Source organism: Glutamicibacter sp. 2E12 (assembly GCF_050030965.1).
Taxonomy (GTDB): Bacteria; Actinomycetota; Actinomycetes; order Actinomycetales; family Micrococcaceae; genus Glutamicibacter.
In genome coordinates, this window is sequence record NZ_CP188297.1 from 3093065 (window position 1) to 3107604 (window position 14540).

12 protein-coding genes are annotated in these 14540 nt (G+C 59.0%); 6 read left to right on the top strand and 6 right to left on the bottom strand.

What is annotated here, in order from left to right; genetic code table 11:
* Nucleotides 1-11: 11 nt before the first annotated feature.
* The 3 genes from sucB to ACP3TE_RS14525 all read right to left on the bottom strand — a co-directional run bounded on the left by sucB (nt 12) and on the right by ACP3TE_RS14525 (nt 5040).
* Nucleotides 12-1745, bottom strand: a complete 1734-nt coding sequence (sucB, locus tag ACP3TE_RS14515; protein ID WP_426734022.1) for a 2-oxoglutarate dehydrogenase, E2 component, dihydrolipoamide succinyltransferase — start codon at nt 1743-1745, stop codon at nt 12-14.
* Nucleotides 1746-1862: 117 nt separating this feature from the next.
* Nucleotides 1863-3242, bottom strand: a complete 1380-nt coding sequence (lpdA, locus tag ACP3TE_RS14520; RefSeq protein WP_105656773.1) for a dihydrolipoyl dehydrogenase — start codon at nt 3240-3242, stop codon at nt 1863-1865.
* 283 nt (nt 3243-3525) lie between these two features.
* Entirely contained in the window at nt 3526-5040 is a 1515-nt protein-coding gene (locus ACP3TE_RS14525) for a leucyl aminopeptidase (RefSeq protein WP_105656772.1), read from the bottom strand.
* A 254-nt stretch (nt 5041-5294) separates the two neighbouring features.
* Between ACP3TE_RS14525 and ACP3TE_RS14530 the strand changes: the two genes are divergently transcribed.
* The 4 genes from ACP3TE_RS14530 to ACP3TE_RS14545 all read left to right on the top strand — a co-directional run bounded on the left by ACP3TE_RS14530 (nt 5295) and on the right by ACP3TE_RS14545 (nt 10171).
* Nucleotides 5295-6257 carry a proteasome assembly chaperone family protein gene (locus ACP3TE_RS14530; RefSeq protein ID WP_105656771.1) on the top strand — a complete coding sequence of 321 codons (963 nt, stop codon included), beginning with the start codon at nt 5295-5297 and terminating at the stop codon, nt 6255-6257.
* Nucleotides 6254-7516 carry an MFS transporter gene (locus tag ACP3TE_RS14535; protein WP_105656770.1) on the top strand — a complete coding sequence of 421 codons (1263 nt, stop codon included), beginning with the start codon at nt 6254-6256 and terminating at the stop codon, nt 7514-7516. Before ACP3TE_RS14530 ends, ACP3TE_RS14535 begins: the two co-directional genes overlap by 4 nt.
* An 85-nt stretch (nt 7517-7601) precedes the next feature.
* Nucleotides 7602-8705, top strand: a complete 1104-nt coding sequence (locus ACP3TE_RS14540; RefSeq protein WP_105656769.1) for a DUF4192 family protein — start codon at nt 7602-7604, stop codon at nt 8703-8705.
* A 254-nt stretch (nt 8706-8959) separates the two neighbouring features.
* Entirely contained in the window at nt 8960-10171 is a 1212-nt protein-coding gene (locus tag ACP3TE_RS14545; RefSeq protein WP_105656768.1) for an RNA polymerase sigma factor, read from the top strand.
* A 125-nt stretch (nt 10172-10296) separates the two neighbouring features.
* On the opposite strand, the gene ACP3TE_RS14550 is transcribed toward ACP3TE_RS14545, so the two are convergent.
* The gene (locus ACP3TE_RS14550) at nt 10297-10521 is read right to left on the bottom strand and encodes a DUF7455 domain-containing protein (RefSeq protein WP_105656767.1); all 225 of its coding nucleotides are present in this window, start codon (nt 10519-10521) and stop codon (nt 10297-10299) included.
* A gap of 221 nt (nt 10522-10742) precedes the next feature.
* On the opposite strand from ACP3TE_RS14550, the gene ACP3TE_RS14555 reads away from it, so the two are divergent.
* Nucleotides 10743-12851, top strand: a complete 2109-nt coding sequence (locus tag ACP3TE_RS14555) for a DNA gyrase/topoisomerase IV subunit B (RefSeq protein ID WP_105656859.1) — start codon at nt 10743-10745, stop codon at nt 12849-12851.
* 70 nt (nt 12852-12921) lie between these two features.
* Here the strand turns inward: ACP3TE_RS14555 and ACP3TE_RS14560 are convergent, their stop codons facing one another.
* Nucleotides 12922-13650 (bottom strand): M56 family metallopeptidase, encoded by a 729-nt coding sequence (locus tag ACP3TE_RS14560; RefSeq protein ID WP_332727150.1) that lies wholly within the window; start codon nt 13648-13650, stop codon nt 12922-12924.
* Here ACP3TE_RS14560 and ACP3TE_RS14565 point away from each other — a divergent pair.
* Nucleotides 13573-13752 (top strand): hypothetical protein, encoded by a 180-nt coding sequence (locus ACP3TE_RS14565; protein ID WP_426736264.1) that lies wholly within the window; start codon nt 13573-13575, stop codon nt 13750-13752. The genes ACP3TE_RS14560 and ACP3TE_RS14565 overlap by 78 nt on opposite strands.
* 155 nt (nt 13753-13907) lie before the next feature.
* On the opposite strand, the gene ACP3TE_RS14570 is transcribed toward ACP3TE_RS14565, so the two are convergent.
* A complete protein-coding gene (locus tag ACP3TE_RS14570) occupies nt 13908-14279 on the bottom strand; it encodes a BlaI/MecI/CopY family transcriptional regulator (protein ID WP_066144398.1) in 372 nt (123 codons plus the stop codon).
* Between the last annotated feature and the right edge of the window lie 261 nt (nt 14280-14540).

Here is a 14540-nt window from a genome sequence, read left to right on the forward strand (position 1 = left end):
AAGCTGGATCTTTACAGTCCCAGTTCGCCTTCGAAAGCGCCGCCTTCAAGGCGAGCCTTGACGGTCTGCAGGAAGCGGCCTGCATCGGCACCGTCTACCAGACGGTGATCGTAGGTCAGGCACAGGTACATCATGTGGCGGATGGCAATCGAATCGTTGCCCTCTGCGTCGGTAACGACCATTGGACGCTTCACGATCGCACCGGTGCCCAGGATGGCTACCTGTGGCTGGTTGATGATCGGGGTGTCGAACAGTGCGCCAACCGAACCGATGTTGGTGATCGAGAAGGTGCCACCGGAGAGCTCATCCGGACCGATCTTGTTGCTGCGGGTGCGTGCAGCAACATCAGCGATACGCGAAGCCATGCCAGCCAGGTTCAGATCGCCAGCGTTCGATACAACAGGAACCAGCAGGCCCTTGTCGGTGTCGACTGCGAATGCCAAGTGCTCGGCATTGTGGTAGGTGATCTTCTGGGTCTCTTCGTTGTACTCGGCGTTCAACTTAGGGTGTGCCTTCAGGCCCTCGGCAACAGCCTTGGCGATGAATGGCAAGTAAGTGAGGTTCACGCCGTTGGTGGCCTTGAAGTTGGCCTTTGCCGAAGCACGCAGCTTCACGATGCGGGTCATATCGATCTCGTGGACCTGGGTCAGCTGAGTCGATACGTCCAGGGATTCGCGCATGCGGCGAGCGATGACCTGGCGGATACGTGGAGCCTTCTCCTCGGTGCCGCGCAGCGAGGAAACCTCAACTGCAGGAGCAGCTGGCTTCGCGGCGGCAGGAGCAGGGGCGGCAGCTGGTGCAGCAGCTTCCTGGGCGGCAACAGCGTCCAAGACATCCTGCTTGCGGATGCGACCGCCAACGCCGGTACCCTTCACCGAAGCAATGTCGATGCTGTGCTGGTTAGCCAAGCGGCGGACCAGTGGGGTGACGTAGCCGGACTCATTGGTTGCCTCAGCAGCCGGTGCCTCTTCCTTTGCAGGAGCGGGAGCGGCCGGAGCGGCAGGTGCCTCTTCCTTAGCGGCAGCCGGAGCGGCCGGAGCCTCTTCCTTTGCAGGAGCCGGAGCAGCAGCTGGTGCTTCTTCCTTGGCTGGGGCGGCAGCTGGAGCAGCGCCAGCTGCACCGATAACAGCCAGAACAGCGCCAACTTCAGCGGTCTCATCTTCTGGAACGCGAATTTCCAGCAGGGTACCTGCAACGGGGGAAGGAACTTCGGTGTCAACCTTGTCGGTGGAAACCTCAAGCAGTGGCTCGTCGACGGAGACTTCCTCGCCAACTTCCTTCAGCCAGCGGGTGACGGTACCTTCGGTAACCGACTCGCCCAGAGCTGGAAGGGTCACGTCGGTGCCTGAAGCAGCGCCGGCGGCTGGTGCAGCTGCTGGAGCTTCTTCGGCTGCAGGTGCTGCTGGTGCTTCTTCAGCGGCTGGTTCGGCAGGTGCTTCTTCAGCGGCTGGTTCGGCAGGTGCTTCTTCAGCGGCCGGAGCTGCTGGTGCAGCTTCGCCAGCGCCGGAGCCATCGCCAATGCGAACCAGTGGGGCGCCAACTTCAGCGTCCTCGTCTTCGGCTACGAAGATTTCCTCGATGATGCCGGCAACCGGCGAAGGAACTTCAGTGTCAACCTTGTCGGTGGAAACTTCCACCAACGGCTCGTCTACCTCTACACGGTCGCCGACCTGCTTCAGCCAGCGGGTTACCGTACCTTCGGTAACGCTTTCACCCAGTGCGGGTAGGTTTACGGTTTCAGACATCGTCCCGTATCTCCTTGTTTTATAAAGCTTGAAAAGTGGTGGGAGGCGTTGCCTCCGAGCCTAGTGCATACAGGCAGCGCGTTGAACTAACGCGCTGCCTGTATGACCAAAGCGTGATTAACCGTGCAGCGGGGCGCCGGCCAAAGCCATTGCGGCTTCGCCCAGGGACTCGTTCTGGGTTGGGTGTGCGTGGATCAGCTGCGATACGTCCTCTGGGTAAGCTTCCCAGTTCACGATCAGCTGGGCTTCACCGATCTGCTCGCCAATGCGGCCGCCGATGCCGTGAACGCCAACGATTGGGCCGTTCTTGACGCGAACCATCTTGATGATGCCGCTGGTGCCCAGGATCGAGGACTTGCCATTGCCAGCCAAGTTGTACTCGGTGGTTTCAATCTGGTCGGCACCGAACTTCTCCTTGGCCTTCGGCTCGGAGTAGCCCACGGAAGCGATCTCTGGCTCGCAGAAGGTCACCTTCGGGATGTTGATGTCCTCGACGATGGTTGGCTTCATGCCGTGGATTTCCTCGGCTACGAAGCGGCCATGCTGGTAACCGCGGTGTGCAAGCTGTACGCCTGGAACGATGTCGCCGATTGCGTAGATGTTGCCAACGCCGGTGTGCAGGCGCTCATCGGTGATCACGAAGCCGCGGTCAATGGTGATGCCCTGCTCTTCGAAGCCGAGGCCCTCGGTGACCGGACCGCGACCCACTGCAACCAGAACGATCTCTGCTTCCAGGACCTTGCCGTCAGCCAGGGAGACCTTGGCGCCATTAGCATCCTGCTCGACCTTCTCGAAGAAGACGCCGGTGTTGAACTTGATGCCGCGCTTCTTGAAAGCGCGCTCCAGGTTCTTGATGATGGCTGGGTCCTCGTTCGGAACCAGCGAAGGCAGGCCCTCGACGATGGTGACGTCGACGCCGAAAGACTTCCATACGGAAGCGAACTCGACACCGATGACGCCGCCGCCGAGCACGATGGCGCTCTTTGGCAGGTCTTCCATGTTCAGTGCTTCGGTGCTGGTCAGTACGCGGCCGCCGATTTCCAGACCCATGGTCTTGGAGGTGGAGCCGGTAGCCAGGATGATGTACTTGCCCTTGTAGACGGTGCCATCAACATCGATGGAATCCTGGGAGACCAGTCGGCCGTTACCGGTGATAACGTTGACCTTCTTCATCTTCAGCAAGCCCTGGAGACCCTTGTGCTTTCCAGCAACAATGTCTTCCTTGTACTTGCGCACGCCAGCCAGGTCGATCGACTCCAGCGAGGAGTTGATGCCGAACTTGGCACCCTCGCGAGCGTTCTCGGCCAGCTCTGCTGCGTGCAGGTAAGCCTTGGTTGGGATGCAGCCGGTGTGCAGGCAGGTGCCGCCCAGCTTTTCCTTCTCGATCAATCCAACGGTGTAGCCCAGCTGGATGGCGCGCAATGCTGCCGAGTATCCAGCGGATCCGCCGCCGAGGATGAGGACATCAAATTCTTGCGTTGCTGCCGAATCGGCCACGTGAACGCTCCCTCGTATTCGCTTAGTGAGGCCGGCTTAGGCCGACCAGGGGATCGGGTGTGGACTTCCTGGAGCGTGACACATGCGGGCGCGCACCATTAATCCACGGTGATGTTTCAAAACTTACCTTAGTACCGTCCAATGGTTGCAGTCACCTTCGGGGCATTAAAAGTCAGGTATGTCTCTTATTTTTAAACTCATCCCGGCATCGTGCAGATAGTTCTGGCGATACCGGGATGAGTTCCAGGACACAGGAACTGCCATTAGTCCTGCGTTGCTGCGGCTAGTTTGCTGCAGCGAGCTGCTCTGCGTAGGCAACCAGGGTGCGTACCTGGGAGCCGGTGCCGTTCTTCGGAGTGTAGCCCCAGGCGCTGCCTTCGTTGAACGCAGGACCAGCGAAGTCGATGTGGGCCCAAGGGATCTTCTTGCCGTCCACTTCACCGACAAACTCTTCGAGGAACACGGCGGCAGTCATCATGCCGCCCATGCGCTCACCGATGTTCGCCAGATCGGCAACCTGCGACTCGATGGACGGGCGCAGCTCCTCCGGAAGCGGCATGGCCCAAGCCAATTCGCCCACCTTGTCCGAGACGGCAACCAAGTCGCTGGCGACCTGCTTGTCGCCCATGACACCTGCGGTGCGCAGGCCCAGGGCCAGCATCTGGGCGCCGGTCAGCGTAGCGATGTCGATCATGACATCCGGCTTCTCCAAGCTGGCAGCTGCCAGGCCATCGGCCATGACCAAGCGGCCTTCGGCGTCGGTATTGAGCACTTCAACGGTCTTGCCGCCGAACATGGTCAGCACATCGCCCGGACGGGTCGAGGCGCCGCCAGGCATGTTTTCTGCCAGGCACAGCCAGGCAGTGACCTTGACATTCAGGCCAAGCTCGGCGACTGCGGCAACGGTCTGGAAAACCGCGGCGGCACCGGACATGTCGGACTTCATGGCGTGCATGCCGGCAGCAGGCTTCAGCGAGGTGCCACCGGTGTCGAAGGTAATGCCCTTGCCGATCAAGGCGATGTGCTTGGCGGCCTTCGACGGCGCGTATTCGATCTTGACCATGCGCGGCTGGCGAACCGAACCGCCGCCAACACCGATCAGGCCGCCGAAGCCGTCCTTGGCAAGGCGCTTCTCGTCGAAAATGGTGACCTTCAGCGGCAGGGACTTGGAGTGGTCCTTCACTGCTGCGGCGAAGGACTCCGGGTACAGCACGTTGGCTGGGGCGTTGATCAGATCGCGGGTGCCGCGTACTGCGCGGCCCAGGATGGCAGCGCGCTTGAGTACTGCTGGCAGGTCCTTGGACGTCGCTACCGAGGTGACGATCTGGGCTTCGGCCAGTACCGGCTTCTCGCTCTTCTTCGAACGGTGGTTCTCGTAGCGGTAGCTGCCCAGCGCGATGCCTTCTGCGATGGCGGCCACGCGCTCCACGCTGTCAGCAGGCAGGGCGAAAATGGCGCTCTTGGCGTTGCTCAGCTGGCGGGCAGCCGAACCGGCGGCACGGCGCAGCTTCTCCTCGGTCAGATCAGCTAGCTCGTCAACGCCCAGGCCGATGAACTGCAAGGTCTTGGTCTTGGCACCGTCTACGCCTGGCAGCGCGGTGATTTCGTCGGCCTTCCCGGCAACGCCCAAAGCTGAAAGCGACTGCTCCAGGGAAGTGGTGGTTTCGGCGGTGAATGGGGATGCCGCGATGGACACCTTTTCGCCGTTCTTGAGTACACCCAGGATGAGGGTGTCAGCGCTCTTGCGCTTGATGTCGGCGCCAATGGCGCTCAAAGTGAGATCACTGGAGTTGATCACAAAATCATTCCTTCTATGCCTTTGTAGGGTCTAAGGTCGCGACAGCCCCTGTGGTTTTCCGGAACAGGTCATGCCGGCGGGCTGTGCGTCTCCTACCCCAAGGTTATCCGAGGTTCCGCGTCATCGTGCGTTACTTCACAGCGAGCGAAAGCCAAGTAGCGATAAGATGGACCATTGATCTGTACTTGAAGTGCAGTCCCAGCCGATGGTTGCCGCTCCCGCTTTGCCGGATGCCGACCCTGAATGAGGAGAAAATGTCCAAGGAATCGTTGATGACGCTGGTCGCAGACGACTTGGATGACTCGCGCCTTCAAGGTCTTGGCATGTTCGTCTCGCTGAAGAGCATCAGCGATGCCGGGCATAACCATTCGCAGGTCTCCAACGAGCTTTTCGGACGCCTCGACTCGGAGCTCTTCGCCACTTTCGACGCCGATGAGCTGATCGCCTACACCTCCCAGCGCCCGCGGGTCTCTTTCCTGGGTGACCACTTCGCTGGATACCAGGCTCCACGCATGGAGATCTACCTGATGACCGATGAGATGGACCGCAAGTTCTGGTTCCTCACCGGTGTAGAACCCGACTTGAAGTGGGAACGCGTGATCGCGGAACTGCATTCCTTCATTGAAGCCTTCAACGTATCGCTGGTTGTGGGGACCGCATCGTTGCCGATGCCGGTGCCGCATACCCGCCCGGTAGGCGTTACCGCACATGGAAACCGCAAGGATCTGATCGAGAACATCTCGACGTGGAGCCCTACGGTGGAATCGCCAGCAGGTCTGGCCTCGCTGCTCGAAATTCGCCTGAGCGAAGCTGGCCGTGATGTCGTGGGATACTCCCTGCACACCCCGCACTACCTCGCCGAATCCGAGTACCCGGCCGTTGCCGTTGCGACGCTGGAATACGTAGGAGCGGCACTGAAGCTGGCTTTGCCAACGGACAAGCTGCGTGAGGCAGGTCGACTGGTCGACCAGCAGCTAGCCGAACAGCTTGAAACCAATAGCGATGTTCGCCAAATGGTCGACGGATTCGAAGAACGGTTCGATGCGCATGCCAAAGAGCATGAACCGCGCTCGCTGTTGCTGGATGAAGACGAGCAGATGGCGGATGCCGAGGAATTGGGCGCCAGCGCCGAGCATTTCCTTGCGGCCATTGAGAGCACTGAAGATTGGTTGAAAAACGGTCACATCGAACCGTTGCCAGGTGATCACGACCAGTGAGCCAGGCCCATCTGAATTCACCAAAGTCGTGGGTTGTCTTCGGCTTCGCAATTCTTGCCTACATTTCTGCAATTTCGCAGCGCACCAGCTTCGGCGTCGCTGGCATCCAAGCCACCGAACGATTTGATGCCAGCGCGCAGATTTTGGCGACCTTCTCCGTCGTGCAGCTGGTTGTCTATGCCGGCGCGCAGGTGCCCGTAGGGCTGCTGCTGGATAAATTCGGTCCGCGCATCCTGATTACCTGCGGCGCCCTGCTGATGGCCGCAGGTCAAGCGTTCCTTGCGATTTCAGTCAACGTCCCCATGGGGTTGGCCGGGCGCGTCATGGTTGGCATGGGCGATGCGATGGTCTTCGTATCGGTGCTCAAGCTGTTGCCCCTATGGTTCTCCGGCTCGCGAATCCCGGTGCTGACCCAGCTCACCGGTACCTTCGGCCAGCTCGGCCAGCTCATCAGCCTCTTTCCTTTCCATATGATCTTGCTGGGCGTCGGCTGGTCCGCGGCGTTCTCGGTCATGTCCGGTTTCGCTTTTGCCACCTTCATCACCACGATCGCTTTCGTGCGCAATGGCAGGACCTGGGAAGGGTCCGGCCAGGGGGAGCAGGAGACCGGCTCGCGGATCGCCCGGGCCTGGAAACAGCCAGGAACCCGTTTGGGGTTCTGGACCCACTTCTCCACGGCATTCATGATCAACACCTTCATGATGACCTGGGGCTATCCTTTCCTTGTCGAAGGCCAAGGCATAGACGGTGCGCTGGCATCGGGCTTGATGGCGGTGTTCGTTGTCGTTTCCATCGTGGTGGGACCGATCCTCGGCGCCCTGACCTCGCGCCATGCCAGCCAGCGTTCCAACTTTGCCCTGGGCATTGTCGGCTCAATCCTGGTGATGTGGGCAGTCGTCCTATTCTGGCCAGGGCAGGCCCCGCTATGGATTCTGGTGCTATTGATGATCGCCATTGCCGCCGGTGGCCCGGCCTCCGTAATCGGCTTCGACTTCGCCCGAACGTTCAACCCGCCGCAGGTGCTGGGAACGGCCACCGGCCTGGTGAACACCGGCGGGTTCATAGGTGCCTTTGTCACGATCTACGTCATCGGATTCATCATGGACATGCTGTATAAGGCCAACGGCTCGGTGGGCGAGCTCTACAATCTTCAGGCCTTCCGCGTGGCCCTGTCAGTCCAGTTCGCCATGGCATTGCTCGGTATGGTGTTCATGGTCGTTGAACGCCGCAAGGCACGCCGCTTCCTCGCCGAGCAGTAAGCCCGCACCGGGGCGATCCGAAAGGTTCTCCACAGCTCGCAGCCTCTGACCTCATGCGCCAAGCGCAGCGTTGCACCGTGGAGCCATGACAACTACACCGGAACGCCACCCTCTCTCGCTGTCCAGTTGCGAGGACATCTTGGCGTATGTGCCCCATGCCCTAGGTTTCTATCCTCAGAATTCGGCCGTGCTGATGCTGATAGACGAGGACCATCTGGAAGCGACCTTGCGAGTTGATCTGCCCGAGGAAAACACGGCTGCAGAGCTTGGGACGTGGACCGCGCAGCTGCTGAGCCTGCTAGAACGAATGCCCCATATCCAAGGGGTGGTTCTGGTGGTCTATGCGCCCGAAGGAACGTCGGCCGGCTCCGGTATTCCCTACGCGGATCTGGTCGCGCAGCTAGAGCAGGGGCTGACAAGCAAAAAGGTCTTGCTGCGTCACAGCTGGTGCCGGCAGGATCGTGTGGTCTGGAACTACGCGACCGATGATTACGCAGAGCCGACGCCCGTGCGCCCGGTGGAAACGAACGAAACGCATTTGTCGTTGGTCTTCGCCGGGTCGGCTCCGTTGGATATTCCATGGGACGGTAGCGGAATCCCGCAATGGCCGCAGGCTGCTGAGATCCTGAAGATCATCTCGAATCAGCAGCACAACGTCGTCAACTGCTTGGAAGCGTGGCTGCAGACCATGGACCTAGCTGAGCCAGAAGCCCGGGCCTGGATTCACGATGAGCATGAGCATGCCGCATTGCTACTGGGTTCCTTGGAAGTGAAAATCGTGCGTGACCTTCTTCCGTACCTGGCTGGTCAAGGACTTGAAGCATCACTGGATGTGCTGTTCGGCGTGATGCGCGGGGATCGCGAAGCTGCCGCCGCGCCGTTGACCAACTATTTGCTGGGACGTGGTTGGCATGCTCCGGACTGGCAGAGGATTGACCGGTTGTGGCTGGTCGCCAGAGACCTGCTCGGCGTTGCTGAAGGCAACGCGCGGCAGGCCCTGCTGTGCATTCTTGCGTGGATCGAGTGGGCGCGAGGCAGGGGATCCATGGCGTTGTGCCTGTTGGGGCGAGCGGTCGAGGAAAACCCGAATTACGAGCTGGCCAGGCTGCTGCAAAAGCTGATGTCCCATGGAATCATGCCAGAATGGGCGACCGACCAATTGCGGGCATGGCGTGCTAGTTTCAGTTGAGCAGCAACAGCCGGAGTGTCTCAAGTGGTGTCCTGGTGGCAATTCATGGATAATGGGACAACAGACCCGGTTAGGTTCGAATTGCCTATGTCTTGAAATCTCCGGATTTCGGGAACATTAGGCGGGCTTGATGCGTTGATATCAATGTGCCAGCCCTCGGTGTTTAGTCAATGATTAAACGCCATCGGACTTGACAGGGTCATAGTGGTGTTACCGGCAGGTGCATCCGGAACGCATCGTTAGAAAGGTTATTCGTGTCATCTTCTGAGACGAACGCTAATCGCAAAGCAACTGAGGCCGAGGTTGAAGCGGCCGAGGTCGAGGCAGCCGCCCCTGCAGCGAAGAAGCGCGCTACCAAGGCCAAGCCTCGGACTAAAAAGGTCGCTGCTGAAACTGCAGTGCAAGACGAATCAACCGGAGCGTCGGCTGACGCCGATGACGATGTTGAGCAAGGCACCGATTCGAAGGACTCGAAGTCTGACGATGATTCGAAGGGCTTCACCCTTTCAACCGGTGACGATGATGCTCCACAGCAGCAGGTCATGGTCGCTGGAGCGACCGCTGACCCAGTCAAGGATTACCTGAAGCAGATCGGCAAGGTCGCGCTGCTGAACGCTGAGCAGGAAGTTGACTTGGCTCTGCGCATCGAAGCGGGCCTGTTCGCAACTGACAAGTTGGAAAAGGACGACGGCTCGATGGACCAGCGCTTGCGCTGGGACTATGAGCAGATCATCCACGACGGCAAGATCGCCAAGAACCACTTGCTGGAAGCCAACCTTCGCCTCGTAGTTTCGCTGGCCAAGCGCTACACCGGCCGCGGCATGCTGTTCCTGGACCTGATCCAGGAAGGCAACCTTGGCCTGATCCGTGCAGTGGAGAAATTCGACTACACCAAGGGCTTCAAGTTCTCGACCTACGCCACCTGGTGGATCCGCCAGGCAATTACCCGTGCCATGGCTGACCAGGCACGTACCATTCGTATTCCAGTGCACATGGTTGAAGTCATCAACAAGCTGGCACGTGTCCAGCGCCAGATGCTCCAGGACCTGGGCCGCGAACCAACCCCAGAAGAGCTGGCCAAGGAATTGGACATGACCCCTGAAAAGGTTGTCGAAGTCCAGAAGTATGGTCGCGAACCAATTTCCTTGCACACCCCATTGGGTGAAGACGGCGACTCCGAATTCGGTGACCTCATTGAAGACTCGGAAGCAGTAGTCCCAGCCGATGCAGTTTCGTTCACCTTGTTGCAGGAGCAGCTCCACTCGGTGCTCGACACGCTCTCAGAGCGTGAAGCAGGCGTGGTGGCCATGCGCTTCGGCCTGACCGATGGCCAGCCTAAGACCTTGGATGAAATCGGCAAGGTCTACGGTGTGACTCGTGAACGCATTCGCCAGATCGAGTCCAAGACGATGTCCAAGCTTCGTCACCCATCGCGTTCCCAGGTACTGCGCGATTACCTAGACTAAGAATCTGAGGATGTGGCCAGTAGTTCATTCATTGAACTGCTGGCCACATTTTTATTTGCCGTTAATGCAAGAAGAAGGTGACCCAGAATTGGGTCACCTTCTCGAATTAGTGGCTGGCAACGAGTTTAGTCGTTGGCGTCCACCTTGGGCTTTTCATAGAGTCGCGAGGACTCATCCTGCCAGACCGAAGTCTGCGGACGCAGTTTCGGTTCTACATCGCGGGCATGGTGAGCGCAGAAGAGCAACTCACCGCCTGTCGAAGCCAGCACGGCTCGCACGTAGGCCTGTGCGCCGCAGCGGTCGCACCGGTCGAGGGCGTTCAGTTCACGACTAGCGGTCGTAGTAGTCATTGCCAGCCTCCTAAAGTTGATGGTTACTCTATACAACCAGCTTGGGCTCCGACTTTATCCCGATTTGCCTGTTCTTTCGCTCACCGCGTAGCGCATGTGGATAAGGTCATAGGAGACCGGCGTGCTGGGCAGCACCGGAAAATAGCGGGTATTCGAACACATTAACGATTAGAATATGGAATAAGACGTACTTTCTCATGCAAGTAGGAGACAACAGCTCAGTGGCTTCATCCGACAATTACAGCGCCCGGCACCTTTCGGTCTTGGAAGGCCTGGAAGCGGTTCGTAAGCGCCCAGGCATGTACATCGGCTCCACCGACTCCCGTGGCTTGATGCATTGCCTCTGGGAGATCATCGATAACTCAGTTGACGAAGCGCTGGGCGGTTTCGGCCAGGCAATTGACGTCATCTTGCACTCTGACGGCTCCGTTGAAGTCCAGGATGACGGCCGCGGCATTCCTGTCGATGTTGAACCCAAGACAGGCTTGAGCGGTTTGGAAGTTGTCTTCACCAAGCTGCACGCCGGCGGCAAGTTCGGTGGCGGCTCCTACAGTGCTTCGGGCGGTTTGCACGGCGTGGGCGCCTCGGTCGTCAACGCCTTGTCGGCCCGTTTGGACGTCGAAGTTGACCGCGGCGGCAAGACCTACGGCCTGCAGTTCCGTCGTGGAGAGCCAGGCAAATTTACCGATAAGGGCCGCAAGAAAGCGGACGCTTCTTTCAAGGCTCATGAGACGGCGACGGCTCCGGGCGTTATCGGCAAAGCCAAGCGGGGCGTGACTGGAACGCGCATTCGCTACTGGGCGGATAACCATATCTTCACCCCGGATGCGAAGTTCTCCTATAAGGATTTGCAGGATCGAGCGCGCCAGACCTCCTTCTTGGTTCCTGGGTTGCGCATCACCCTGCGCGATGAACGTGGATTACCGGATACCCCGGGTGCGGACGGGCCTCATGAGGAAGTGTTCCAGCATGATGGCGGCATCAGCGAGTTCGTCGACTATCTGAGCAGCGACTCGCCGGTCACGGACATCTGGCGTTTCCATGGCAGCGGATCGTTCCATGAAAAGGTTCCGGTCATCGATGGCAGTGGTCGCAGCCATATTGAAGATGTGCAGCGTGTCTGCGAAGTTGACGTCGCGGTGCGTTGGGGAATCGGCTACGAAACCTCGCTGCGCAGCTTCGTGAATATCATTGCGACCCCCAAGGGCGGTACGCATACTGCCGGCTTCGAACAGGCCATGCTCAAGTCCTTCCGCAAGAATGTGGAGGCCAATGCGCGGAAGCTCAAGTTCGGCCAGAAGGATAAGCTGGAGAAGGACGACGTGCTGGCGGGCATGACTGCCGTGCTGACCGTCCGACTGGCAGAGCCGCAGTTCGAAGGGCAGACCAAGGAAATTTTGGGTACACCGCAGGTGCGCCAGATTGTTTCCAAGGTGCTGGAGAAGGCACTCAACGACCGACTGGGATCCAATAAGCGCAACGAGAAGGCTGAAGCGTCCACGCTGCTGGAGAAGGTCGTCAACGAGATGAAATCTCGCGTGTCGGCACGTATGCACAAGGAAACCCAGCGTCGCAAGACCGCTTTGGAGTCTTCTTCGCTGCCAACCAAACTGCTCGATTGCCGCAGCAAGGAAGTTGGAAAGTCTGAACTGTTCATCGTCGAGGGCGACAGCGCATTGGGCACTGCCCGTCTCGCGCGCTCCAGCGAGTACCAGGCGCTGCTGCCAATTCGAGGCAAGATCCTCAACGTGCAAAAAGCCTCGATTTCGGACATGCTCTCGAACGCGGAGTGCGCAGCGATGATCCAGGTGATTGGGGCCGGTTCGGGGCGCAGCTTCGACATTGAGCAAGCCCGATACGGCAAGATCATCTTGATGACTGATGCTGATGTTGACGGTGCGCACATTCGGACATTGCTGTTGACGTTGTTCTATCGCTACATGCGTCCCATGATCGAGCACGGTCGCGTCTATGCAGCGGTTCCGCCGCTGCACCGCATTGAGGTGATCAATCCGGGGTCGAAGCAGAATGAGGTTATCTACACCTACTCTGAGGCGGAAATGACCAAGCTGCTGGCCAACTTGGAGAAGGAAGGCCGACGCTACAAGGAGCCGATCCAGCGCTATAAGGGCCTAGGCGAAATGGACGCGGACCAGCTGGCTGAAACCACCATGGACCTGCGTCATCGTATGCTGCGCCGTGTCGGCATCGAGCATGCGCAGGCAGCCGAGGAGGTCTTTGATCTGCTGATGGGCTCCGACGTAGCGCCTCGCAAGAAGTTCATTATCGACGGCGCCGACGATCTTGAACGAGATCGTATCGACGTCTAGAGCAATGCAAACGGCGAAGTCCCTGGCCCTAACGGGGTCCAGGGACTTCGCTGTTTGCGCCAAGAGAGTGCTACCAGTCCAGCAACCGCGGTGCGATGAGCAGGACTGTCGGGCAGATCAGCAACATGATGGTGCTCAGGAGCACTAGTGCGCGCTGGGGGCGGCCCAGCGGATCCTGCGGGGAGAGCAAGCGTTGCAGCCGGCGGGAGGAGACTTCACCATCTGGCATGCCAACTAGGCCGGCACTGGACGAATGATTCTTTGACGACGAATCATCCATTGCTGCGGCGGTGGCGACAGTGACAATGGCTTTGAGCAAAGTGTGCCTATTGACCTTTTCCAGTGCTTTGTCGTCGGCGAGCATTTCTATCAGTTGGCGCACTGCGTCGAGGGCAAGGCGTGAAGTCGGTAGCCAAGGCAACGCTTCGTGCCACGCCGTGAATGCCAGGATCAGCAGATCATGCCGTTGATCCAAATGGGAGCGTTCATGGGCAATAACCGCCTGTTGCTCTTCGGCAGAGAGCTGGGTGAGCAATCCGCGCGATAGCACGGTCACCGATTGCGAAATCCCCGGCACGCAATATGCAACAGGCATGTCGTGATCAATCACTAGGGTATTTGGCCGCGTCTGGGACGGGTTGCTCAAGAGGCGCAGCAGATGCCGGTGCTTGGCTCGTTGGCGAGAGATGCGCCAAGCCGCTCGTATGAGGGTTAATACCAGGTGAAATCCGAAGAGCAGTGCTGCGCTCAAGGCGAACAGGTGCACTTCGCCGGGGTCGGGCACACTGGGATCTCCCATTATCAGGAGCCAGCCGCCATGAAGCGCGGAGATGAGGTCATCGCCCAATGGGGCCAAGCCCCAAACAAGCATCGAGCCGATCATGGAAAGTCCACCGCCTAATGCGATGGCTTGCCAAAGGAGTACCGCTTGCACTGGTGAGCGGGCGGTCCATTTAGCCTTGGATAAAGCCAACGGCGTCGGCCACGCCAATGCGATAGCCAACGCCGCTAGGAAATATGAGGTGAGAAGCACTCAGTCCCCGAAGTTCTTCTAAATTATGCGGACTTTACTGAGTCCAAGATAGCACGCAGGGATGCTGCCTCGTCGGGGGAGATGCCTCCGATGAATCGTGCCAGGACTGCTTCACGGTCCTGGGCGGTGCCCAGGGCGTCGTTGAGCAGTCCAACGGTGTGATCCTCACGGGAGGATGAAGCTGCGTACCGGTGAGGGCGGGTAGTGCGCTCGCGCTCTACCAAACCCTTCTTTTCGAGACGGGCTAGCACAGTCAGCACCGTAGTGACTGCGAGTTCTTTCGCGTCGGTGCCAAGCGCCGCCAAATCATCACGAAGGTCATTCGCGGTGAGTGGTTCTGCAGAATCCCACAGAAGATCCATGACGGAGCGTTCCAGATCGCCAAGGCTGGCCACTAGGTCGTACCTCACTTGCATTAGTTTTGACGCGGTTGCTTGACTCATGGAGTGCAAGCACACTGCTTGGGTTCTTAATTGTAGCCATCTTTCCACAATATTTCTACGGCATGTAAAAGAGAGGGGTGAGTACATGCTTTACCCGTTTCGCAATGAGGTGCGAGAATGTCGCGGGTGAAACTTGTTGACTTGGGTTTTTTAAGAACCGTAGACACAACCCTGTCAATAGGCTTAGTATTTGCGCCCACGTGCGCACTGGCG